Annotated in this window: 22 protein-coding genes; 14 read left to right on the top strand and 8 right to left on the bottom strand. The window is 71.7% G+C overall.

Annotated elements, in window-relative coordinates:
- Window positions 1–12: 12 nt before the first annotated feature.
- The 3 genes from ACFUJ1_RS05255 to ACFUJ1_RS05245 form a co-directional block, all read right to left on the bottom strand.
- Complete coding sequence (locus tag ACFUJ1_RS05255) at window positions 13–654, bottom strand: heparin-binding hemagglutinin (protein ID WP_378642701.1); 642 nt, start codon at window positions 652–654, stop codon at window positions 13–15.
- Window positions 651–1,130 carry a helix-turn-helix domain-containing protein gene (locus ACFUJ1_RS05250; RefSeq protein WP_378642698.1) on the bottom strand — a complete coding sequence of 160 codons (480 nt, stop codon included), beginning with the start codon at window positions 1,128–1,130 and terminating at the stop codon, window positions 651–653. The genes ACFUJ1_RS05255 and ACFUJ1_RS05250 overlap by 4 nt, the downstream gene beginning before the upstream one ends.
- An 84-nt stretch (window positions 1,131–1,214) precedes the next feature.
- Complete coding sequence (locus ACFUJ1_RS05245; protein WP_378642696.1) at window positions 1,215–2,546, bottom strand: DUF445 domain-containing protein; 1,332 nt, start codon at window positions 2,544–2,546, stop codon at window positions 1,215–1,217.
- A gap of 204 nt (window positions 2,547–2,750) precedes the next feature.
- On the opposite strand from ACFUJ1_RS05245, the gene ACFUJ1_RS05240 reads away from it, so the two are divergent.
- The 4 genes from ACFUJ1_RS05240 to ACFUJ1_RS05225 all read left to right on the top strand — a co-directional run bounded on the left by ACFUJ1_RS05240 (window position 2,751) and on the right by ACFUJ1_RS05225 (window position 6,896).
- The gene (locus ACFUJ1_RS05240; RefSeq protein ID WP_378642961.1) at window positions 2,751–3,425 is read left to right on the top strand and encodes a TetR/AcrR family transcriptional regulator; all 675 of its coding nucleotides are present in this window, start codon (window positions 2,751–2,753) and stop codon (window positions 3,423–3,425) included.
- 125 nt (window positions 3,426–3,550) lie between these two features.
- Window positions 3,551–4,981 carry an ABC1 kinase family protein gene (locus ACFUJ1_RS05235; protein ID WP_378642693.1) on the top strand — a complete coding sequence of 477 codons (1,431 nt, stop codon included), beginning with the start codon at window positions 3,551–3,553 and terminating at the stop codon, window positions 4,979–4,981.
- 32 nt (window positions 4,982–5,013) lie between these two features.
- Complete coding sequence (locus tag ACFUJ1_RS05230) at window positions 5,014–6,267, top strand: saccharopine dehydrogenase family protein (protein WP_378642690.1); 1,254 nt, start codon at window positions 5,014–5,016, stop codon at window positions 6,265–6,267.
- The gene (locus ACFUJ1_RS05225; RefSeq protein ID WP_378642688.1) at window positions 6,264–6,896 is read left to right on the top strand and encodes a class I SAM-dependent methyltransferase; all 633 of its coding nucleotides are present in this window, start codon (window positions 6,264–6,266) and stop codon (window positions 6,894–6,896) included. Before ACFUJ1_RS05230 ends, ACFUJ1_RS05225 begins: the two co-directional genes overlap by 4 nt.
- Here the strand turns inward: ACFUJ1_RS05225 and ACFUJ1_RS05220 are convergent.
- Window positions 6,893–7,072: a hypothetical protein gene (locus tag ACFUJ1_RS05220; protein ID WP_378642685.1), complete on the bottom strand. Its 180-nt coding sequence runs from the start codon at window positions 7,070–7,072 to the stop codon at window positions 6,893–6,895. The genes ACFUJ1_RS05225 and ACFUJ1_RS05220 overlap by 4 nt on opposite strands.
- Window positions 7,073–7,178: 106 nt before the next feature.
- The gene (locus ACFUJ1_RS05215; RefSeq protein WP_378642683.1) at window positions 7,179–7,970 is read right to left on the bottom strand and encodes a GntR family transcriptional regulator; all 792 of its coding nucleotides are present in this window, start codon (window positions 7,968–7,970) and stop codon (window positions 7,179–7,181) included.
- A gap of 150 nt (window positions 7,971–8,120) precedes the next feature.
- Here ACFUJ1_RS05215 and ACFUJ1_RS05210 point away from each other — a divergent pair, with 150 nt between their 5' ends.
- From ACFUJ1_RS05210 to ACFUJ1_RS05180, 7 genes are all read left to right on the top strand, one after another.
- On the top strand, window positions 8,121–8,501 hold the full coding sequence (locus ACFUJ1_RS05210; RefSeq protein ID WP_378642680.1) for a hypothetical protein: 381 nt from the start codon (window positions 8,121–8,123) through the stop codon (window positions 8,499–8,501).
- Window positions 8,502–8,575: 74 nt separating this feature from the next.
- Window positions 8,576–9,199 carry a PPE domain-containing protein gene (locus ACFUJ1_RS05205; RefSeq protein WP_378642677.1) on the top strand — a complete coding sequence of 208 codons (624 nt, stop codon included), beginning with the start codon at window positions 8,576–8,578 and terminating at the stop codon, window positions 9,197–9,199.
- On the top strand, window positions 9,196–9,954 hold the full coding sequence (locus tag ACFUJ1_RS05200; RefSeq protein WP_378642675.1) for an ESX secretion-associated protein EspG: 759 nt from the start codon (window positions 9,196–9,198) through the stop codon (window positions 9,952–9,954). Before ACFUJ1_RS05205 ends, ACFUJ1_RS05200 begins: the two co-directional genes overlap by 4 nt.
- 30 nt (window positions 9,955–9,984) lie before the next feature.
- A complete protein-coding gene (locus ACFUJ1_RS05195; RefSeq protein ID WP_378642672.1) occupies window positions 9,985–10,830 on the top strand; it encodes a polyphosphate kinase 2 family protein in 846 nt (281 codons plus the stop codon).
- A gap of 86 nt (window positions 10,831–10,916) precedes the next feature.
- Window positions 10,917–11,408 (top strand): excalibur calcium-binding domain-containing protein, encoded by a 492-nt coding sequence (locus ACFUJ1_RS05190; protein ID WP_378642670.1) that lies wholly within the window; start codon window positions 10,917–10,919, stop codon window positions 11,406–11,408.
- Between the two features lie 151 nt (window positions 11,409–11,559).
- Window positions 11,560–12,303, top strand: coding sequence for a DsbA family protein (locus tag ACFUJ1_RS05185; protein ID WP_378642667.1), 744 nt, complete (start codon window positions 11,560–11,562; stop codon window positions 12,301–12,303).
- On the top strand, window positions 12,300–12,866 hold the full coding sequence (locus tag ACFUJ1_RS05180) for a vitamin K epoxide reductase family protein (RefSeq protein ID WP_378642665.1): 567 nt from the start codon (window positions 12,300–12,302) through the stop codon (window positions 12,864–12,866). The genes ACFUJ1_RS05185 and ACFUJ1_RS05180 overlap by 4 nt, the downstream gene beginning before the upstream one ends.
- A 5-nt stretch (window positions 12,867–12,871) precedes the next feature.
- Here the strand turns inward: ACFUJ1_RS05180 and ACFUJ1_RS05175 are convergent, their stop codons facing one another.
- Window positions 12,872–13,978 carry a S1C family serine protease gene (locus ACFUJ1_RS05175; RefSeq protein ID WP_378642662.1) on the bottom strand — a complete coding sequence of 369 codons (1,107 nt, stop codon included), beginning with the start codon at window positions 13,976–13,978 and terminating at the stop codon, window positions 12,872–12,874.
- Between the two features lie 117 nt (window positions 13,979–14,095).
- Here ACFUJ1_RS05175 and ACFUJ1_RS05170 point away from each other — a divergent pair, with 117 nt between their 5' ends.
- From ACFUJ1_RS05170 to ACFUJ1_RS05160, 3 genes are all read left to right on the top strand, one after another.
- A complete protein-coding gene (locus ACFUJ1_RS05170; RefSeq protein WP_378642660.1) occupies window positions 14,096–15,148 on the top strand; it encodes an NAD(P)-dependent alcohol dehydrogenase in 1,053 nt (350 codons plus the stop codon).
- Window positions 15,149–15,216: 68 nt separating this feature from the next.
- Window positions 15,217–15,846, top strand: a complete 630-nt coding sequence (locus ACFUJ1_RS05165; protein WP_378642657.1) for an alpha/beta fold hydrolase — start codon at window positions 15,217–15,219, stop codon at window positions 15,844–15,846.
- Window positions 15,847–15,864: 18 nt separating this feature from the next.
- Window positions 15,865–17,040 carry an AI-2E family transporter gene (locus tag ACFUJ1_RS05160; protein ID WP_378642655.1) on the top strand — a complete coding sequence of 392 codons (1,176 nt, stop codon included), beginning with the start codon at window positions 15,865–15,867 and terminating at the stop codon, window positions 17,038–17,040.
- A 4-nt stretch (window positions 17,041–17,044) separates the two neighbouring features.
- On the opposite strand, the gene metE is transcribed toward ACFUJ1_RS05160, so the two are convergent.
- A complete protein-coding gene (metE, locus tag ACFUJ1_RS05155) occupies window positions 17,045–19,369 on the bottom strand; it encodes a 5-methyltetrahydropteroyltriglutamate--homocysteine S-methyltransferase (RefSeq protein ID WP_378642652.1) in 2,325 nt (774 codons plus the stop codon).
- A gap of 197 nt (window positions 19,370–19,566) precedes the next feature.
- Window positions 19,567–20,430, bottom strand: coding sequence for a 3-hydroxybutyryl-CoA dehydrogenase (locus tag ACFUJ1_RS05150; protein WP_378613009.1), 864 nt, complete (start codon window positions 20,428–20,430; stop codon window positions 19,567–19,569).
- Between the last annotated feature and the right edge of the window lie 43 nt (window positions 20,431–20,473).

The raw sequence follows: 20,473 nt of genomic DNA, 5'->3' as shown, positions 1-20,473 counted from the left end.
GTGCTGTGCGGATCAGGCCTCTTCGGTGGTGGCCTTCTTGCGCGGGGCGGGCTTCTTCTTCGGCGCGGCGGCCTGGCCCTCGGTCGGCGCGACCTCGGTCGCGACGGCGACCACCTCGGCCTCGACCACCGGCGCGGCATCGACGACCTCGGCCGCCTTCTCCTCGGCGGCCTTGGCCTGCCTGCCGAGCAGGTCGCTGACCCGGCCGACCACGCCCTCGGCGCTCTTCACGGTGTCGTTGTAGATGGTCTCGACGCGCTGGATCCGCTCGTCGACGACCTGGTTGGTGCGCAGCCGGTCGACGGTCTCCTCGCCGCGCGAGGCGAGGTCGGCGTAGATGTCGAGCGCCTGGCGGTAGTACTGCTCGGCGATCCGGCGCAGCTCCTCCGGGGTGAACTTCTCGCGCAGCGCGGCCAGATCCTCCGGCAGCTCGGACGGCAGCCCGCTCAGCCGCTCGCGCAGCGAGTCGAACTGCGCCTGCACCTCGGTCCTGGTGAGCCGCTCGCGGGCCTCGCCGACCTTGGACTGCACGTCGGTGGCGACGGCGCGCTCGCGCACCTGGCCGACCGCGTCCAGTACGGCGGTGTAGACGGCGTCACCGGCGCCGACGGTGGCGAAAACGGTCTTGGTCACGGTGGCGTTCTTCTCGGTCATGGTGTTTCGCTCTCCTGGCTCCGGGTGGCCTGTTCGGTCAGGCCGTCGGTATGCGGGCGTGGAACGTCGTCGTCCCGGCCGGTCCCCGAGCCGCCGCCGTTCTCCCGGCGGAACGACTCGTAGATGTCGAGGAGCACCTGCTTCTGCCGCTCACTGATCGTGGTGTCGGCAAGCAGGGCGTCCCGGATCGGACCGTGTGGCCGTTGCTCGAGAAAGCCGGCCCGTACGTACAACACCTCCGAGGACACCCGCAGCGCCTTGGCGATCTGCGCGAGCACCTCGGCGGAGGGGTTGCGCAGCCCGCGCTCGATCTGGCTGAGATACGGATTGCTCACCCCGGCCAGAGCGGCGAGCTGTCGCAGCGACACCTGCGCGGATTCCCGCTGCGACCGGATGAAACCTCCGATGTCCTGCGCCGCGTGGACGACGCGCGCCGTTTTCTCGCCGGCTCCGGACAGGTCGGGGTCTTCTGCCATCACTCACCTTCCGGTGGGTTGTACACACACGAGTGTAGGGAAAAGTGCTAGCTCTTGCAAGCACCTTGCTAGCAGGGCGCGAACTCAGCCGCCGAACATCAGATGCGACACCGTGTAGATCGCCAGCCCGGCGAGCGAGCCGACGACCGTGCCGTTGATCCGGATGAACTGCAGGTCACGACCGACCTGCAGCTCGATCTTCTTGCTCGCCTCCTCCGCGTCCCAGCGGGCGACGGTATCGGTCACCAGGGTGGAGATCTCGGCCGCGTAGTTGCCGACCAGGTAGCGCGCGCCGCGGTCGATCCAGCCGTCCACCCGGCCGCGCATCTCCTCGTCGTCGCGCAGCCGCTCGCCCAGCCTGCGTACGTTCTCGTCCACCTTGCGGCGCAGCGTGCTGTTCGGGTCGTCGGCGGACTCCAGGATCAGCCGCTTGGCCGCGCGCCAGGTGGCCTCGGCCATGCCGGTGATCTCGGCCCGCCCCATGACCTGGCTCTTGATCCGCTCCGCCTTGGCGATCATGGCCTCGTCGTGCTGCAGGTCGTGCGCGAACTCCTCGAGGAACTTGTTGGCCGCGAGCCGCAGCTCGTGCTGCGGGTCCGAGCGCACCTTCCAGGTGAACTCGACCAGCTCGCGGTAGATGCGCTCGGCGAGCATGACGTTGACGAACTTCGGCGCCCACTGCGGCGCGTCCCGGTGCACGATCCGGTCGATCGTCTCCTGGCTGCCGAGCGCCCACTGGTGCGCGCGCTCGGCGAGCAGGTCGAGCAGCGCCAGCTGCCGGTTGTCCGCGAGCAGCTCGGCGAGCACCCGCCCGATCGGCGGCCCCCACTGCGGCTCGGCGATCCGCTTGACGATGGTGTTGTCGATGATCTGCTCGACGTCCTCATCGCGCAGCGCCCCGACCACCGCGCGCAGCAGCGTCGAGCTCTCCTGCGCGACCCGCGCGGCGTTCTCCGGCGTCGCCATCCAGCGCCCGACCCGCAGCGAGACCTGTGCCGATGCCAACCGGGCCGACACCACCTCCGGAGCGAGGAAGTTGGTGCCGACGAAGCTGCCCAGGCTCGCGCCGAGCTGGTCCTTCTTCTTCCGGATGATGGCGGTGTGCGGGATCGGCAGCCCGAGCGGGTGCCGGAAGAGCGCCGTCACCGCGAACCAGTCGGCCAGCGCGCCGACCATGCCCGCCTCCGAGGCGGCGCGCACATAGCCGACCCAGGGCGCGACCCCGCCGCGCGACTCCAGCCAGCGGCAGAACAGGTAGACCACGGTGGCCAGCCCGAGCAGGCCGGTCGCGAAGACCTTCATCCGGCGCAGGTCGCGCTTCTTGGCCTCCTCGTCCATGAGGCCGGCGAGTCCCGCGGGCGCGGGCTTACGGCCGGCCGGTTCGAGCACGGCGGCGGTGCCGGGATCTGTGTGCATGTGTCCATTCTGTCCATCCGGGGGCGGAAGTGCCCAGATATGTGTTACCGGCCGCATCGGCGGCTATTCCCCCCTATCCCGCGCGCCGGGAACTAGGCTGGAGCCCGCACCGGCATCGAGCACGTCCGACAACACGACCGAGGAGTCACGCTGTCCACCGAAGACCTCGTCGATATCGGCGAAGTGACCGATCGACCGTCGGCGGTGCGGACCGGCCGGATGGACGGCCGGAAACGCCGCTGGCGCCAGCACAAGATCGACCGCCGCGAAGAACTCGTGGACGGCACGCTCGCCGCCGTCCGGGTGCGCGGCAGCACCGCGGGGATGGACGAGATCGCCGCCGAGATCGGCGTCTCCAAGACGGTGCTCTACCGCTACTTCTCGGACAAGAACGACCTGGTCCGGGCCACCATGCAGCGCTTCATCGAGACCACCCTGATGCCGAAGGTCTACGGCGCGATCAGCCTGGACGCCGACGAGTACCAGCTGGTCCGCTCGGCGCTCGCGGAGTACGTCGGCACCGTCGACGAGGACCCCGAGGTCTACCGCTTCATCATGGGCAACGGCTCGGCCGACCAGTCCTCGCTCGCCGAGTTCGAGCGGCTCTTCGCCGAGGTGGTCGCCGCCGTGATCACCGACCGCGCCACCGAGAAGGGCATCGACACCGAGGGCGCCATGCTCTGGTCGTACGTGCTGGTCGGCGGCATCCAGCTGGCCACGCACTGGTGGACAACGCACAAGACCATGGACCGCGACCAGGTCATCGACCACCTGACCATGATGACCTGGAGCGCCATCGAGGGCATGGCGCGGGCGGGCGGCTCGCGGCAGACCTTCGCCGCGCAGGAGCACGTCCTCCCAGACCCGCCGCAGGCGTAGAACCGACCGGTAACTTCGTTGGAGTGGCCCGGGTCACAGACATTCTCGACACGTCGACGGCTCCGGTTAGTCTGATCCCGAGCGGGTGGCCCACGTCACCGCGCGGGCACCAACGGAGGTACTCGATGGCGAAGCACGTGCCGACGTCCCGGCTCGCTCGCGGCACCAAACTCGGCGCGGTCGCCGCCGGCTCCATGATCCGCTCCCGGCGCACCAGGCTCTCCATGCGCGGCCGCTCCGAGGCGGTGCGCGCCAAGATGGCCGAGGAGTCGATGATCCGCACCACCGAGCAGGTGGTCATGGTGCTCGGCACCATGAAGGGCGTCGCCATGAAGCTCGGCCAGATGATGTCGGTGCTCGACCTGGACCTGGTGCCCGAGGAGCACCGCGAGCGGTTCCAGCAGCGGCTCGCGGTGCTGCGCGATGCCGCGCCGACGGTCTCCTTCGCGGCCATGCGCGCGGTGATCGAGGAGGATCTGGGCAGGCCGCTCGGCGAGCTCTTCGCCGAGTTCGGCGCGGAGCCGGTGGCCGCCGCCTCGATCGGGCAGGTGTACCTGGCCGTGCTGCACGACGGCCGCCGGGTCGCGGTGAAGGTGCAGTACCCGGGGATCGATGCCGCCGTGCGCGCCGACCTGAAGAACCTCGCCATGTTCCGCAAGGTGCTGCAGTCCGCCATGCCCTGGGTGACGCCCGCGGTGCTGGACGAGCTGCGGCTCAACATGGAGGGCGAGCTCGACTACCTGGCCGAGGCGCGGACCCAGCAGCAGATCGCCGCGCTCTACGCCGACCACCCGTTCATCGTCGTCCCGCATGCCGTCCCGGAGTTCAGCAGCACCCGGGTGCTGGTCAGCGAGTACATCGACGGCCGCGGCTTCGAGGAGATGCGCGGGCTGCTTGACGCCGAGCGGAACCGGATCGGCGAGATCATCTACCGCTTCTACGTGGGGTCGCTCTTCACCTTCGGCGAGTTCTGCGGCGACCCGCACCCGGGCAACGTGCTGCTCGCGGCCGACGGCCGGGTCGGCTTCCTCGATTTCGGGCTCTACAACCGGATGGACACCGACCACGTCCGGTTCGAGATCACCTGCCTGCGCGCCGCCGCCGAGGACCGCGCCGATGACCTGCGCGAGCTCATGATCCAGCGCGGCGTGATCGACTCACCGGAGGAGATCGGCGCCGAGGAGTGTCTGGAGTACGTGCTCTCCGCCTCCGAGTGGTGCCTGATCGACGAGGAGATCGCGATCACCCCCGAGCTGGCGAGCGGCGCCTTCCTGCTCGCGGTGGATCCGCGGGCGAGCGAGTTCACCGGCATGAAGCAGCAGAACCTGCCGCCGGAGCACCTGTTCTCCCGGCGCGCCGACTTCCTCACCTTCGGCATGCTCGGCCAGCTCGGCTGCACCGTGAACTGGCATCGCGTCGCCCGGGAGTGGCTCTACGACGAGCCGCCGGTGACCGAGCTCGGCAAGGCGCACCACGCCTGGCTGGCGGAGCGCCCGGCCGCCCGCCCGACCAGCCCGCCCGCACCGGCCGCCCGCCGCCGAACCAAACGCTCCTGACCTGCCCATCCATCGAAAGGGAAGCCGCACCCATGCCCGAACCCCGTGAACTCGACCTCGTCCTCTTCGGCGCGACCGGCTTCGTCGGCAAGATCATCGCCGAGTACCTGACCGGGGCGGCGCCCGCGGGCGCGCGGATCGGTCTGGCCGGGCGCACCAGGGCCAAGCTGGAGCAGGTGCGGAGCGGGCTCGGGCCGGTCGCGGCGGAGTGGGAGCTGATCGAGGCGGACGTGAACGACCCGTCCACGCTGAACGCCATGGTCGCGAGGACCACCGCCGTGCTCACCACGGTCGGGCCGTACCTGCGCTACGGCATGCCGCTGGTGGCGGCCTGCGCGCACGCGGGCACGCACTACGCCGACCTGACCGGCGAGGTGCCCTTCGTCCGCGAGGCCATCGACCGGTACCAGGACGTCGCGGTCGGCAGCGGCGCGAAGATCGTGAACTCCTGCGGCTACGACTCGGTGCCCTCCGATCTCAGCGTGTACCAGCTGTACAAGCGGACGCTCGCGGACAACACCGGCGAGCTCACCGACGTCACCCTGATCGCCGCGGTGAAGGGCGGGGTCAGCGGCGGCACCGTCGACTCGCTGCGCGCCATGGTCGAGGAGGCCGCGACCGACCCGGCCAAGGCCAGGCTGCTCACCCACCCGTACGCGCTGAGCCCGGACACCGAGCGTGAGCCGAAGGTCGGCAGGCAGACCGACCAGACGCTGCAGCGCGCGAGCAGCATCCACCCCGGGCTGCCCGGCTGGGTCGGCACCTTCGTGATGGCGGCGCACAACACCAAGATCGTGCGGCGCAGCAACGGCCTGCTCGGCTGGGTGTACGGCAAGAACTTCAAGTACCGCGAGGTGATGACCGCGGGCCGCTCGCCGCTGGCCCCGGTGGCCGCGGCGGCGCTGGCGGGCGGCACCGCGGCCGGCGTGGCGACCACCGCCGTGCTGAGCCGCTTCGCGATCGGGCGCAAGGTGCTCGACACCGTGCTGCCCGCGCCCGGCACCGGCCCGAGCGAGAAGACCAGGGTGAACGGCTGGTTCCGGATGAAGACCTACGCGAACACCACCTCCGGCACCACCTACCTGGCCACCTTCGCGGGCAAGGGCGACCCCGGCTACCAGGCGACCGCGGTGATGTTCGCCGAGGCCGGGCTTGCGCTCGCCTTCGACCGGGAGAAGCAGAGCGAGCTGACCGGCATCCTCACCCCCGCCGCCGCCATCGGCGACGCGCTCACCGACCGGCTGCGCGATGCCGGGATGACCATCGAGGTCGAGCCGGTCCGGTGAATCTCGCCCGCCGCACCATGAACGCGCCCGCGCTCGCCGCCGTCTACGAGCGGGCGTGGCGCCCGGCGCTGTTCTACCTGGCCAGCGGCCGCAGCATGGACACCGACCGCCGCGACGCGGTGCGCACGCTGCGGCTCTCCGGCCCCAAGCGGGTGCTCGACCTGGCCTGCGGCCCCGGCAATTTCACCAGGCACCTGAGCCGCGAGCTCACCGGCGACGGCCGGGTGATCGGCCTCGACTACTCCGAGCCCATGCTCGGGCAGGCGATCCGGGACAACGCCGCACCCCGCGCCTGCTACGTCCGCGGCGACGCCCGCACCCTCCCCTTCGCGGACGGCACCTTCGACGCCGTGTGCTGCTTCGGCGCGCTCTACCTCATCCCCGACCCGGTCCGCGCCACCCGCGAGATGATCCGGGTCCTCGCCCCCGGCGGCCGCATCGCGATCAGCACCAGCCACCGCACCCCAGGCTGGTTCGGCGCGCTGAGCACCGCCGTGGGCGGGGCGGGCGGCCTCCGCGTCTTCGACACCGAGACCTTCCCCGCGCTCTTCGCCGAGCACGGCCTCACCGACATCGACCAGCAGGTCCACCGGCTGCTGCAGTACGTGAGCGCAACCCGTCCCGCCTAGTTGCCGCTCAACTCCAGCATGCGACGCAGGATGCCGGGCGCGAAACTGATCTCGAACTCGGTTGTGCCGCCGTCGAAGACGAAGGTCACGTGGTCCGGCCTGGCGGCGCGCCCGAGCCGGACCACGCACCGCTCATCGACGATCAACCACCCGCCGCCGGTCAATGGATCGAACATGGCACCCCTCCCCACTCCCCTTTAACGGGCTGCACCAGAGCCCGTTTGGATTGTTCCAGCGAGGCCCCCGGTGGTGTCAATGCGGTAGCGGCGTGTCGTCGGCGCGTCAGGCCGCGAACCAGCGGTCCGGTTGCTGGACAACGTCGTCCACCCGGACGAGCACTCCGTCGGCGGTGTGCCGGGCGGAGCGCCGCACCAGCACAGCGGCCGGGTCGGGCAGGCTCAGGTGCTCGCGTTCGAAGGCGCTCGCCAGCCGCGCGGTGACCCGGTCGTGGCCGAACGCCACCCGCACGCCCGCCACCTCGGCCAGGTACCGGCCGGAGCCGCCGGGCAGCGCCTCGGCCCGTGCCAGCAGTGGCGCCCGCGCGGCAACGCCGGGAGCGAACCACGAGGTCACCAGCGCGGCGACCCCGGAGTCGCCGCGCACGAGGCGAATTCGCGCCACCGGCGTTCCCTCGGGGAACTCCGCGCGCAGCGAGTCCGGCGCGGGTTCGGCGCCCGCCCGCAGCAGCCGCACGGCCGGGTCGGTGACGGCGCCGCCCGCGAGGCCGGGCTCGGCGTCGGCCACCACATCCGGGGTGGCGCCGAGCGCGGGCCAGCGATAGCCCTCCCCCGGATAACCCAGATGTAGCCCCGGCTCGTCCCTGGCGATAGCCGCGACCGCCCGCTCGACCACGAAACTGCCTGACTGCGGCCGAGTCTCGATCAGCCCGAGCCTGCGCAGCTCGCGCAGCGCCTTGTTGGCGGTCAGCCGGGCCACGCTCCACTGCGCCGCCAGCTCCCGCTCCGACGGCACCTCGGCGCCCGGCGGCAGCTCGCCCTCCTCGATCCGGGCGGCGAAGTGCCTGGCGATCTGCAGGTACTTGGGCAGCGCCGGATTGTCGGCAGCGTCGCTCACGGTTCCCCTCCCCCTCGGCGATCGGGCGCCAGTCTAGGCGACAGGCTCGGCGCGCCAGATCACCCGGCACCGGCGTTTTCCGTCGACCACCGGCACATACCCGCCGGTACAGTGCGAATGAGCAGGGGTAACGCCAGAAGGGTGGGGCACATGGGGATTCCGGATACCGGGCAGTCGGCGGCGCGTGCGCTCTACGCCGCGGCGCGGGAGGGCGACCCCGGCGTCGTCGCGCTGGACGAGGATGTCGCGAGTGGGCTCGCCGCCGCCTGCGACGACCTGATCGCCGAGCTGGGCCGGATCGCCGAGCGCGGGCAGGGGCTGGACGCCGTGCGCGGCTTCCCCGCCCTGCCCACCGGCAGCGGGCTGGCGCGCGGGTTCGGCGCCAAGGGGCAGGAGTTCCTCGCCACCGTGACCGCGTTCCAGCAGACGGCGCTGTTCTACAAGGCCGCGTATCTGGCGGCGGGTCGCCGCTTCGCCGATGCCGAGGCGGCGGCGGGCGCGGCCTTCGCCCTGGCCGGAGGCAGATCGTGAGCCACCGAGATGACGCTGCCCGAGCCGGATTACGCCTCGCCGCCGCTACCGCGGCGGGGAACTGAGGCGGGGCAGTGGCCGACCACGCGGCAAGGGCCGCCGCCGACGCCATCGGGGTGCGCAGCCGCGCACTGAGCGGCGCGGGCGCCACCGACCCGCCCTACGCCCCGGTCCGCGAGCGCTTCGCCGGCTACCCGCACCGGGAGATCTGGGAGCGGGTGCACGAGCAGCTCGACCCCGCCGCACTCGGCCGCGCCGCGACCGGCTGGCAGGGCGCCGCGGACGCGCTCGGCGATACCTTCCAGTCCTTCGCCGACGCCACCGCGCCGCTTTTCGCCCGCTGGTCGGGGCAGTCGGCGGCCACCGCGGCCGCCGCGACGCGGGAGTTCACCGCCGCAGGCATCGCGGCGAGCGAGGTCTGCCGCACCATCCAGCGGCTGCTGGAGCTGAATGCCGAAGCGGCGCAGACGGTCCGCGCCGCCATCGTGCCGCCGCCGGAGTACCCGGCGCTCCCGGACCCGGTGGCCGAAGCGGTGCACGGCGGCCGCAGGCGCATGGAGTACGAGGTGCTCGCGGCGACCGCCCTGGCCGACGCGCAGGACACCATGACCCACGTCTACACCCCGACCATGCCCGCCACCGGCGACGCGGTCCCCCGCTTCGCCGCGCCGCCGGCGGGCCCGGACGGCGCGCGGTGAAGTGGGTGCTCGGCCCGGACGAGTTCAGCTACGTCTGGGAGAACGAGACCGGGCTGGACCGGCGGCCCTACCCCATCAACATGGCGCCGGCGGGCACCGTGCGCAGCGAGCGCGAGCACGCGGCGCTGCGGCTGCCGCAGCGGTTCCCACGGCAAGCCGACCCGGATCTGGCCGCCGCGCTCATGGTCTGCGCCCGCCCGGACGCCACCACGGTCACCGTCTCCGGCGAGCGCACCGTGCGCAGCCGCAACAACGGGAGCGCCCCGCACACCGAGCGCATCCTGCTCTACGCCGCCGTCGTGCACCACCACGCGAGCATCGTCGCCGCCGACCAGAAGCAGGTCACGGTGGTCATGTGCCACGCCCGCACGCTCGGCGAGCGGCTGGTCGAGCTGATCGGCTCGGCCCGGGCGGGCCGGAACCCGGCGCTGCGCGAACCGCAGGACGCCGTGCTGCACGGCCACTCCGAGACCTTCGGCTCCGGCGCCCGCCCCGGCGCGGAGACCACCGGCGAACCGGACGGGGGCGCGGCCCGCTTCCGGAAGATGCTGCGCCGCCCGGTCGACGGCCGCGGCTTCGTCACCGTGACCGTCTCGCCGGACGACCCCATGTCGCCGCCGACCAGGCACCGCAGCTGGCTCGATCTCAGCGGCGACGGCCGATACCTGCTCACCACCGCGCACGACCTCACCCTGACCCCGGTCGACGACGCGGAGTTCGCCGCGCAGCTGACCCGGCTGGCCCAGATCCGCTGAGCGGGGCCGCCCGCGTGGTAGGTGTGGGGGATGTCGCCGAACTGGACAACACCCGCCGCCGCAGCGCTCAGGGCCGACGGCCTGCGCGTCGCCGACCTCGACACCTCGGCGACGCCGGGCTTCACCGGCGACAAGGCCGCCGGGCAGCAGCTGCTCGCCGAGCGCACCGGGGTGCTCTCCGCGCTGCAGGAGAAGCTCTACGCCAACGGCCGCTCCGGTGACCACCGCAATGTGCTGCTCGTCCTGCAGGGCATGGACACCGCGGGCAAGGGCGGCATCGTCAGGCACGTGATCGGCTCGGTCGACCCGCAGGGCGTCGACCACGCCTCCTTCGGCGTCCCGACCGAGGAGGAGAAGCAGCACCACTACCTCTGGCGGATCCGCAAGGCGCTGCCGCGCGGCGGCCAGCTCGGCGTCTTCGACCGCTCGCACTACGAGGACGTGCTCGTGGTCCGGGTGCACGACCTCGTCCCGCCCGCCGAGTGGGAGCCGCGCTACGACGAGATCAACGAGTTCGAGCGCGAGCTGGTGGCGGCGGGAACCACCATCGTCAAGGTCGCCATGTTCGTCTCCCTCGACGAGCAGAAGAAGCGGCTCCGCGAGCGGCTGCAGCGCCCGGAGAAGTACTGGAAGTTCAATCCCAGCGATATCGACGAGCGCGCCTTCTGGCCGCAGTACCAGGCCGCCTACCAGGCCATGCTCGACCGCACCAGCACCGAGCAGGCCCCCTGGCACGTCATCCCCTCCGACCGCAAGTGGTACTCCCGCCTCGCCGTCACCGAACTCCTCATCGACGCCCTCACCGCCCTCGACCTGCACTGGCCCGCGGCCCAGTTCGACGTCGCCGAGCAGTTGAAGCGGCTGGAAACGGCGTAGGGGTCGTACCGACCGGTTCCCGGGCGGAGCCCGCATCCTCGGTCGAACGTCGCAGGCATCCCTGACCGAAATGCCACGATCGGGTCATGGGGACTCTCCGGGGGATCGGAATCGGGCTGGCCGGGCTCGCGGTGCTGACCGCGGTGGGGTGCGGGGGTGAGGCGGCGCAGCAGCGGGCGGCGAGCACAACGCGGCCGCCGAGCAGCACTTCTGCGCCGAGCACGACCACTGCGCCGAGCACAACGACATCGGCGAGCACCACGCCGACGACCACGGCCGGACCCGTGCCGACGACCGTGCGGCCGCTGCCGACGACCACGCAGCCGCCTGCCCCGCCACCGGTGGTGATCGTCCCGACAACCACCGTCGCAGTGCCCGCTCCACCGAAAATCGAGGCGCCCGCACCCCCGCAGGCCCCGCAGGCCCCGCAGGCCCCGCAGGCCCCGCAGGCCCCGAGCGCGTACTACCGGAACTGCGCGGCGGCACGCGCGGCGGGTGCGGCGCCGCTGCATCGCGGCGACCCCGGCTACCGCAGCGAACTCGACAGGGACGGCGACGGAACGGCCTGCGACACCTGATCGGTGATCAAGGGCACCCCGCCTGCCTTCGGAAACTCTCAGCTCCCTGCGCCAGGATGGGTCGCGATGCCCCCGGCCCGCGTTCCCGACGCGGCACTACGATCGGTGCGGCAGCGATCGGAAGCCGGACGAAAGGCGTGGTGAACGCACGGTGAGCAAGGGAAGCAACAATCCGCTGGCGGCCGCGGAGCGCGCCGACCGCAAGCGCAAGCTCCTCATCCAGGTCGCGGTCGCCGTCGTGCTGGTCGGACTGGTCGCCGCCATCGGCATCAGCATCGCGATCAAGAACGCCGCCAACAACGACGACGGGCCGACCCCCACCATCGCGGCCACCGCCCCGCAGAACCCCGCCGGCATCACCGGCTCCATCACCGACAGCGGCTACATCCGCATCGGCAAACCCGACGCGAAGACCACCGTGCGCCTCGTCGCCGACCTGCAGTGCCCCGCCTGCAAGGCCTTCGAGGCCCAGTACGGCCCGGTCCTCGAAGACGCGGTGAGCAATGGCACCGCCGCGGTCGAGTACAACATCATCGCCTTCCTGGACCGCGCCTCGAGCACCGAGTACTCCTCGCGCGCCGCCAACGCCGCCTACTGCGTCGCGGGCACCGATCCGGCCAAGTTCCAGAGCTGGCTGAAGACCATGTACGCCCAGCAGCCCGCCGAGGGCACCGCGGGCCTGCCCGACGCCTCGCTGCTGCAGATCGCCCGGACCGTCGGCTACACCGACCCCGCGATCGAGCAGTGCGTCACCGACCGCACCTACGACAAATACGTCGCCGCCCGCACCGACGAGACCCTGACCAGCGGCGTGCAGTCCACCCCGTCGGTGTTCGTGAACGGCACCCAGGTCACCCCGGACCAGCTGGCCGGCGCGATCACCGCCGCGCAGTGACCGCGGCTCCGCCCCGGGCGGCCTGGATCCTGCTGCTCGGCGGCCTGCTCGGCTGGCTGGCGGCGGTCGCGCTGACCGTCGAGCGCTTCAAGTTGTTCACCGACCCCGGCTACACGCCGTCGTGCAGCTTCAACCCGGTGCTCTCCTGCGGCTCGGTGATGACCACCGACCAGGCGGCGGTCTTCGGCTTCCCCAACCCGCTGATCGGCGTGGTCGGCTTCTCCGTTGTGGTCACGCTCGGCCTGCTCTCGGTGGCGGGCGTGAGTCTCCCGCGTTGGATCTGGGGCGGGCTCTGGCTCGGCATCCTGCTCGGGTTGATCTTCGTCGGCTGGCTGATCTTCCAGAGCCTGTACCGGATCAACGCGCTCTGCCCGTACTGCATGGTGGTCTGGGCGATCATCACGCCGCTCTTCGCGGTCGTCACCGAGCAGCTGTGGGGCAGCTCGGCGGGGCCGCTGCGGATCCTGGCCGAGTGGCGCTGGACCTTCGTCGCGGTCTTCTACGCGACCGTGCTTGTCCTGGTCTTCCTGCGCTTCCAGGACTACTGGCTCTCGCTGGCCTGACCCGCTCAGCGCGGCGGGCTCTCCGCGAGCACCGCCTCGACGACCCGGCGCCCGCCGTTCTCCAGCACCTCCAGCCGGACCACGTCGGCCGGGCGCCTGGCGTCGATCTCCGCGCGCAGCGCCTTCGCGTCCGCGATCGGGCGGCCGTCCACCGCCACCACCACGCTGCCGTCGGCGAGCCCGGCGTTCCAGGCCGGGGTGCCGTAGAGCACCACGTCCAGCCGGGCGCCGTCCGCCGCGTCGGAGATCAGCACCCCGAGCGTCGCGGTGGGACCGACGTGCACCGTCCCCGCCGATACTCCGGCGCGGATCTGCTTCACAACGGTCATGGCCCTGTCGATCGGCACCGCGTACCCGTTCGGCACCCGCCCTGCGGGCACCGGCTCGCCACCCTGCCCCGAGGCCGCGGTGATCACCCCGACCACGTCGCCGTTGCGGTCGGCCAGCGCCCCGCCGGACTGCCCCGCCGTCACCGCCGCCGCGACCTCGACCATGCCGCGCAGCGCGAGCCGGGAGAGGTCGGCGGAGTTCTGCGCGACGATCGTGCTGTTCAGATCGGTGATCCGCCCGGCGACCGCGGTCGGCGTCCCACCGACGCCGCCCGCGTTGCCGAGCGCGAGCACCTCGTCGCGCAGCCGCAGCCGGGCCGACGAGCCGAGCCGCGCGGTCGGCAGCCCGCCCGCGCCGGTGAGCGCGAGCAGCGCGATGTCGGCGGTGGCGTCGTAGCCGAGTACCTCCGCCGAGTACTCCACACCCGTCCCCACATCGGTGACCAGCACCGTCTCCGCGCCCTTGACGACGTGGTGGCTGGTGAGCACCTCGCCGTCCGCGCCGAGCACGATGCCGGAGCCCGCCGCCGCGGCGCCGAACGGCCGCAGCGTGACCGCGATATTGACCAGTGCGGGGCCGACCGTGGCCGCCACCACCGCCGGGTCGAGCGGCGGCGCGGGCGGCGCGACCTCGGCGGGCACCCGCTCCGGCCCGGTGAAGGCGTCGAGCAGGTCGGCGCGGAAACCGAGGAATCCGGCGACGGCCAGCGCCACCACCAGGAGCAGCGCGGCGCCGCGCCCGCCGCCGCGTTCGGGGTCGCGCGGGTGCCATCCGTCGTCCATGGTCGTCCCATCTCCGGCCGGCTCGAAACCTCCATTGTGGCCGCAGGCGGCGGTTCGCACCCGGCGAGCTGGGCGGCCGGTTGGCAAACCCCGGCATGCGACGGTAGGCATGTACGCATGAGCACCGCTGCCGCCTACGCCGTATCCGGCCCCGAAGGCCCGTTCGAGAAGGTCACCATCGAGCGCCGCGACCTCGGTCCGCACGACGTCCTGATCGACGTGAAGTACGCGGGCATCTGCCACTCCGACATCCACACCGCGCGCAACGAGTGGGGCGGCGCCAAGTACCCCTGCGTGCCAGGCCACGAGATCGCGGGCATCGTGGCCGCGGTCGGCTCGGCGGTCAGCAGGCACGGCGTCGGCGACCGGGTCGGCGTCGGCTGCATGGTCGACTCCTGCGGCCGCTGCGCCCCCTGCCTCGACGGCAACGAGCAGTACTGCGAGCGCGGCGCGGTGATGACCTACAACACCGCCGTCGACGAGACGGTGCAGGCCGGCGGGGTGACGCTCGGCGGGTACTCGACGCAGATCGTCGTCACCGAGAACTTCGTGCTCGCCATCCCGGAGGGCATCGGCCTCGACGTCGCCGCCCCGCTGCTCTGCGCGGGCATCACCACCTACTCGCCGCTGCGGCACTGGAACGCCGGGCCGGGCAAACAGGTGGCCATCATCGGCATGGGCGGGCTCGGGCACGTCGGCGTGCGGATCGCCGCCGCGCTCGGCGCCGAGGTGACGGTGCTCAGCCAGTCGCTGCGCAAGCGCGACGACGGGCTCCGCTTCGGCGCCACCGGCTACTACGCCACCGCCGACAAGCAGACCTTCAAGGACCTGCGCAACCGCTTCGACCTGATCATCAACACCGTCTCCGCCGACCTCCCGCTGGACAACTACCTCAAGCTGCTGAAGGTGGACGGCACGCTCGTCGCGCTCGGCCTCCCGGAGAACCCGGCGAGCATCCGCCCCTTCCTGCTCTCCAGCTACCGCCGCTCGCTCTCCGGCTCGATGATCGGCGGCATCACCGAGACCCAGGCGATGCTGAACTTCTGCGCCAAGCACGGGATCGGCGCGGAGATCGAACTCATCTCCGCCGACGAGATCGACGCCGCCTACGACCGGGTCGTCGCCAGCGACGTGCAGTACCGCTTCGTCATCGACGCGGGCACCATCTGAGCGAGGTCACCGCCGACGACGGCGTCCCGCTGCACGTCGACGTCTTCGGCACCGGCCCCGATGTCGTGATGCTCTCCGGCGGCCCCGGCTGCGTGCACTACCTCGCGGACCGGCGGCTGGCGCCGAGCGGGATGCGCACCTGGTGCCCCGAGCCGCGCGGCGTCGGGCGTTCCGGCGGCGGCCCGCACGACCTGCGGCAGGCCGTCGCCGACCTGGAGGCGGTGCGCCGGGCGGCGAACATCGAGAAGTGGGTGGTGCTCGGCCACTCCTGGGGCTCGGACCTGGCGGTGCGGTACGCGCTCGACCATCCGGACCGGGTGCGAGCGGTTGTCGGCGTCGCCGGACACGGGCTGCACAAGGACCGCACTTGGAAACAGGCGTACGAAGCCGGCCGGCACCGGGAAGCCGATATCGAGATCGCCTGGGTGCCCGCCGTACACGCCGCGCTCTCCGCGTCGTTCGTCGAGTGGATCCACGAACCCGAGCTGTTCCGCCGGTTGGCCGACTCCCCTGTCCCGATGACCTTCGTCGCGGCCGAGCACGACATCCGCCCGGCCTGGCCGCTGCGGCAGTTGGCCGCGCTGGTTCCGCGCGGCTCGTTCGAGGAGCTGCCCGGGGTCGCGCACAACTTCTGGGCCACCGATCCGGCGATCTGGGCGGCGCTCGCCACCCGCCTGTGCGCGGAAGCGAGCCGCTGAACCGGTACCTTCGGCGCTGTGGCCGCTGAGCAGACGCCGGAGAGCGGCGACACCGTGAAGCCCGACCCCGCCGAGCCGCCACCCTGGCTGTTGCGCGCGTTCCTGCTCGGGGCCGCGACCATCGCCGGGCTGATCGCCGGGTTCTGGGCGCTGCAGAAACTGCAGGGGCTGCTGACGCTGCTGCTGGTCTCGCTGTTCCTGGCGTTCGCCATCGAGCCTGCGGTGAACTGGCTTGCCGCGCGCGGGTTCCGGCGCGGCCCGGCGACCGGGCTGGTGTTCCTGGCGCTGCTCGCCATCGTGATCGGCTTCGGCTGGACGCTCGGCGCGCTGCTGGTCGCGCAGGCGACGACGCTGGTGCAGAACGCGCCGGACTACGCCGACCAGGTGGTGGACTGGGTGAACCACACCTTCCACCAGAACCTCTCCGGCACCGACATCCAGAAGTACGCCACCGAGTGGAGCTCCACCGCCGAGGGGTACCTGGTCGGGCTGGCGGGCAATGTCTGGGGCATCGGCGCCACCGCCGTCGGCGTGCTCTTCCAGGGCCTCGGAATCCTGCTCTTCACCTTCTATTTCGCGGCCGACGGGCCGCGCTTCCGGCACGCGGTCTGCTCGCTGCTTCCGCCAGCCAAGCAGTCACACGTGTTGCGCGCGTGGGACATCGCCGTGGAGAAGACCGGCGGCTACATCTACTCGCGCGGCCTGCTCGCCCTGGCCTCGACGCTCGCGCACTACGTCGCCATGCGCATCCTGGACGTGCCGTCGGCCTTCGCGCTCGCGCTCTGGGTCGGCGTGGTCTCGCAGTTCGTGCCGACGGTCGGCACCTACCTCGCCGGTGCGCTGCCCGTGATCGTCGCGCTGGTCTACGGCCCGGGCACCGCGCTCTGGCTGCTCGGCTTCATCGTGCTCTACCAGCAGTTCGAGAACTACGTCCTGCAGCCGCGGATCACCGCGACCACCCTGGACATGCACCCCGCCGTCGCCTTCGGCGCCGTCCTCGCCGGCGCGGCGCTGCTCGGCCCCACCGGCGCCCTGCTCGCCATCCCGGTCACCGCGACGGTGCAGGGCTTCGCCGGCGCCTACATCCGCCGCTACGAGGTGCGCCCGGAAGCCGCCGTCGCCCAAGCTCCCGCTCGCAGGCTCCGCACCCGCCTCACCGACCTCCTGCGGGAGCGGCGCAACCCGAAACCGTGAGCGCTCAGCCCGCGGTCACCGGCTCAGCCCGCTCGGCGAGCACCCGCCGCCGCACCCGCCGCGCGGCGGCGACCAGGTTGCGCAGCGAGGGGTCGAGCTGCCAGTAGTGCCTGGTCTTCAGCCCGCCGTCCGGATTGGCCCACAGCCGCTCCGCGCCGACGGCAGCGGCGGCGGCGGTGAGCTGCTCGTCGAGCTCGTCGATGTCGGGGATGCGGGCGGAGCGGCTCTCGTAGACGCCGGGGCCGACGCCGTGGCTGAGGCCGTTGCCGGTGGCGTAGTCCTCGGCGAGGGCGTCGATCACCCAGTCGATGGAGCGGGTGGAGATGATGGCGGTGACGTCGGCGTCGAGCTCCTCGATCGCCTGCACCACCTCGGCGCGGCCGGAGTAGCCGATGTGCGTGTGGATCTGGGTCTCCGGGCGGATGCCCGAGGTGGCGAGGCGGAAGGCGGCGACGGCCCAGCGCAGGTACTCGGGGCGGCCAGCGGGGCGGGCCGGGAGCAGCTCGCGGATGGCGGGCTCGTCGACCTGGATTATCTTGATGCCCGCGCGCTCCAGGTCGGCGACTTCGTCGCGGATGGCGAGCGCGACCTGGTCGGCGGTCTCGTAGAGCGGCTGGTCCTGGCGCACGAAGGAGCGGGCGAGCATGGTCACCGGGCCGGTCACCATGCCCTTGACCGGGCGGTCGGTGAGCGACTGCGCGTAGCTGGTCCACTCCACCGACATCGGCCCCGGCCGGGAGACGTCGCCGTAGACGATCGGCGGGCGCACGCAGCGCGAGCCGTAGACCTGGACCCAGCCGAAGCGGGTGGTCGCGAAGCCGTCGAGCAGCTCGGCGAAGTACTGGATCATGTCGTTGCGCTCGTGCTCACCGTGCACGAGCACGTCCAGGCCGATGTCCTCCTGCAGCCGGATGGTGGCCTCGATCTCGGCCTCGACCTGCTTGCGGTACTCCTCGTGGGAGATCTTGCCCGCGCCGAGGTCGTGCCGCGCCTGCCGGAGCCGCGCGGTCTGCGGGAAGGAGCCGAGCGTGGTGGCCGGCACCGGCGGGAGGTTCAGCGCCTCCTGCTGGGCCTCGCGGCGCACCGCGTACGGCTCGCGGACGCGCATGTCCGGGGTGACGGCGTAGACCCGCTGACGCACCGCGTGCTTCTGCTTGAAGTGCACCTCGGTCGGGCGCTTGCGCCACTTGTCCGACGGCCCCTCGGTGAGCGCCTTTGCCAGCGAGACGACCTCGCCGACCTTCTGCTTCGCGAAGGCGAGCCGGTCGGCCACATTGCCCTCGATGTCGTACTCGGCGAGCACGTCGTAGGGCACGTGCAGCAGCGTCGTCCCGGTGGCGACCACCAGGTCCGGGCAGACCTTCGCCAGCTCCTGCAGATACGTCAGGGTGACGTAGCGGTCCGCGCGCCAGACGTTGAGCCCGCTGATCACGCCCGCGTAGAGCCGCTTGCGCCGGATGCCAGGCACCGCGGCCAGCTCCTCGGGGGTGATCCGGTAGGTGGCCAGGTCGAGCCCGATGGCCTCGACGCCGGAGCGCGCCAGGATCCGCAGCGCCTCGCCGAAGTTGCCGTACTGCCCGGTCACCAGAATGCGCGGCCGCAGCGGCGCCTTGGATAGCCGCTGGTAGGCGTGCTCGAAGGCGGCCAGCTCCGCGGGGCTGCGCTCGCCGGTGAAGCACGGCTCGTCCAGCTGCACGCAGGTGGCGCCGCGCTTGGCCAGCAGCTCGAAGAGCTCCTCGTAGAACGGGAGCAGCCGGTCGAGCAGGCTCAGGGTGTCGAATGCGGGCTCGCCGGGCACGTGCCCGGCCTTGGAGAGCAGCAGCAGCGAGACCGGGCCGAGCACCACCGGGCGCAGTTCGATGCCGCGCGCGATCGCCCGGTCCCACTCGTCGAGCAGGTACTCGGGGTGCAGCGAGAACTCGGTGTCGGCGTCCAGCTCGGGCTGGCGGTAGTGGTAGTTGGTGCCGAACCAGCGGACCAGCTCCAGCGGGGGCAGGTCCGGCCTGCCGCGCGCCATCAGGAAGTAGAAGTCGAGCGGGTGCAGGTCTTTGCGCTCCTGCTCGAAGCGCCGCGGGACCGCGCCGAAGAGCAGCGCGTTGTCCAGCACGTGGTCGTAGAAGGAGAAGGTGTTGCCGGGCACCTGGGTGAGCCCGGTCGCGGCCAGCTCGGCGAACTGCCGCTCCTGGATGTCGCGGCCGGTCGTGATCAGCTCGTCGCGGGTGAGCGACCCCCGCCAGTACGAATCCAGGGCCCGCTTGAGTTCCCGGTGGGCGCCGATCCGGGGGTAGCCGAGAACGCTCGACCCGAAGCCGTCCGTGACGTTGACCATGCGAAACTCCTGGAGTTGCTCTGCCGCGTCGCGGCGGTATTCACAAGGTGGTGAGTCCTCCGCCGAAGCTACCCGCACGGTTCACGGCCCGGCTCGTCGTTCCGCGCTCGCAGCGCATGCGCCGCAGGCGCGAGTCGCGGGCGCGGAACGGCGAGCCCCCGAAGGGCCGTGAACCCGCCGCGCGGAGGCGCGGCACATCAGTACTGATAGAAGCCTGCGCCGGATTTCTTCCCGAGCAAGCCAGCCTCGACCATACGCATCAGGAGCGGCGGGGCGCTGTACAGCGGCTCCTTGAACTCGGCGTACATCGAATCGGCGATCGACTTCACGGTGTCGAGCCCGACCAGGTCGGTCAGGGCGAGCGGCCCCATCGGGTGGGCACAGCCGAGCACCATGGCCTTATCCACATCCTCCTTGGTGGCGAAACCGGACTCCACCATGCGGATCGAGGAGAGCAGGTACGGGACGAGCAGCGCGTTGACGACGAAGCCGGAGCGGTCGGAGGAGCGCACCACCTGCTTGCCGAGCACGTCGGCGGCGAACGCCTCGGCGCGGGCGGTCACCGGCGGGCTGGTCTTGAGCGTGGTCACCAGCTCCACCAGCGGCAGCACCGGGACCGGGTTGAAGAAGTGCATGCCGACGACGCGCTCGGGGTTGGCGGTGGCGACGGCGATCTTCATGATCGGGATGGACGAGGTGTTGGAGGCCAGCACCGCGTCCGGGTCGGTGACGACCTTGTCCAGGTCGGCGAAGATGGCGGTCTTGACCTGCTCGTCCTCCAAGACCGCCTCGACCACCAGCTGGCGGTCGGCGAAGTCGCCGAGGTCGGAGGTGAAGCGCAGGCGCCACGCGGTCTGCTCGCGCTCCCGCTCGGTGATCTTGCCGCTGCTCACGCCGCGATCCAGCGAGCGCAGGATGCGCGCGCGACCGGCGGCGGCCAGCTCTCTGGTCTGCTCGTACACCAGGACATCGACGTGCGCCCGCGCGCACACCTCGGCGATACCAGCACCCATCTGGCCGGCGCCGATGATTCCAACGCGTTGGATCTTCTCGCTGCTCACGTCCCGCTCCTGCTGGTTGTGTGGCGACATTTTCTTCAAGGTA

Source organism: Nocardia sp. NPDC057227 (assembly GCF_042669725.1).
GTDB lineage: Bacteria > Actinomycetota > Actinomycetes > Mycobacteriales > Mycobacteriaceae > Nocardia > Nocardia asteroides_A.
The sequence above is the reverse complement of the archived record's forward strand: the minus strand, read 5'-3'. Positions and strand labels throughout refer to the sequence as shown.

Excerpts from the sequence above, each read along its gene's own strand:
- ACFUJ1_RS05255 (WP_378642701.1), bottom strand. The coding sequence starts at position 654 with ATGACCGAGAAGAACGCCACCGTGACCAAGACCGTTTTCGCCACCGTC.
- ACFUJ1_RS05250 (WP_378642698.1), bottom strand. The coding sequence starts at position 1,130 with ATGGCAGAAGACCCCGACCTGTCCGGAGCCGGCGAGAAAACGGCGCGC.
- ACFUJ1_RS05245 (WP_378642696.1), bottom strand. The coding sequence starts at position 2,546 with ATGCACACAGATCCCGGCACCGCCGCCGTGCTCGAACCGGCCGGCCGT.
- ACFUJ1_RS05235 (WP_378642693.1), top strand. The coding sequence starts at position 3,551 with ATGGCGAAGCACGTGCCGACGTCCCGGCTCGCTCGCGGCACCAAACTC.
- ACFUJ1_RS05230 (WP_378642690.1), top strand. The coding sequence starts at position 5,014 with ATGCCCGAACCCCGTGAACTCGACCTCGTCCTCTTCGGCGCGACCGGC.
- ACFUJ1_RS05220 (WP_378642685.1), bottom strand. The coding sequence starts at position 7,072 with ATGTTCGATCCATTGACCGGCGGCGGGTGGTTGATCGTCGATGAGCGG.
- ACFUJ1_RS05210 (WP_378642680.1), top strand. The coding sequence starts at position 8,121 with ATGGGGATTCCGGATACCGGGCAGTCGGCGGCGCGTGCGCTCTACGCC.
- ACFUJ1_RS05195 (WP_378642672.1), top strand. The coding sequence starts at position 9,985 with ATGTCGCCGAACTGGACAACACCCGCCGCCGCAGCGCTCAGGGCCGAC.
- ACFUJ1_RS05190 (WP_378642670.1), top strand. The coding sequence starts at position 10,917 with ATGGGGACTCTCCGGGGGATCGGAATCGGGCTGGCCGGGCTCGCGGTG.
- ACFUJ1_RS05175 (WP_378642662.1), bottom strand. The coding sequence starts at position 13,978 with ATGGACGACGGATGGCACCCGCGCGACCCCGAACGCGGCGGCGGGCGC.
- ACFUJ1_RS05170 (WP_378642660.1), top strand. The coding sequence starts at position 14,096 with ATGAGCACCGCTGCCGCCTACGCCGTATCCGGCCCCGAAGGCCCGTTC.
- ACFUJ1_RS05165 (WP_378642657.1), top strand. The coding sequence starts at position 15,217 with ATGCTCTCCGGCGGCCCCGGCTGCGTGCACTACCTCGCGGACCGGCGG.
- metE (WP_378642652.1), bottom strand. The coding sequence starts at position 19,369 with ATGGTCAACGTCACGGACGGCTTCGGGTCGAGCGTTCTCGGCTACCCC.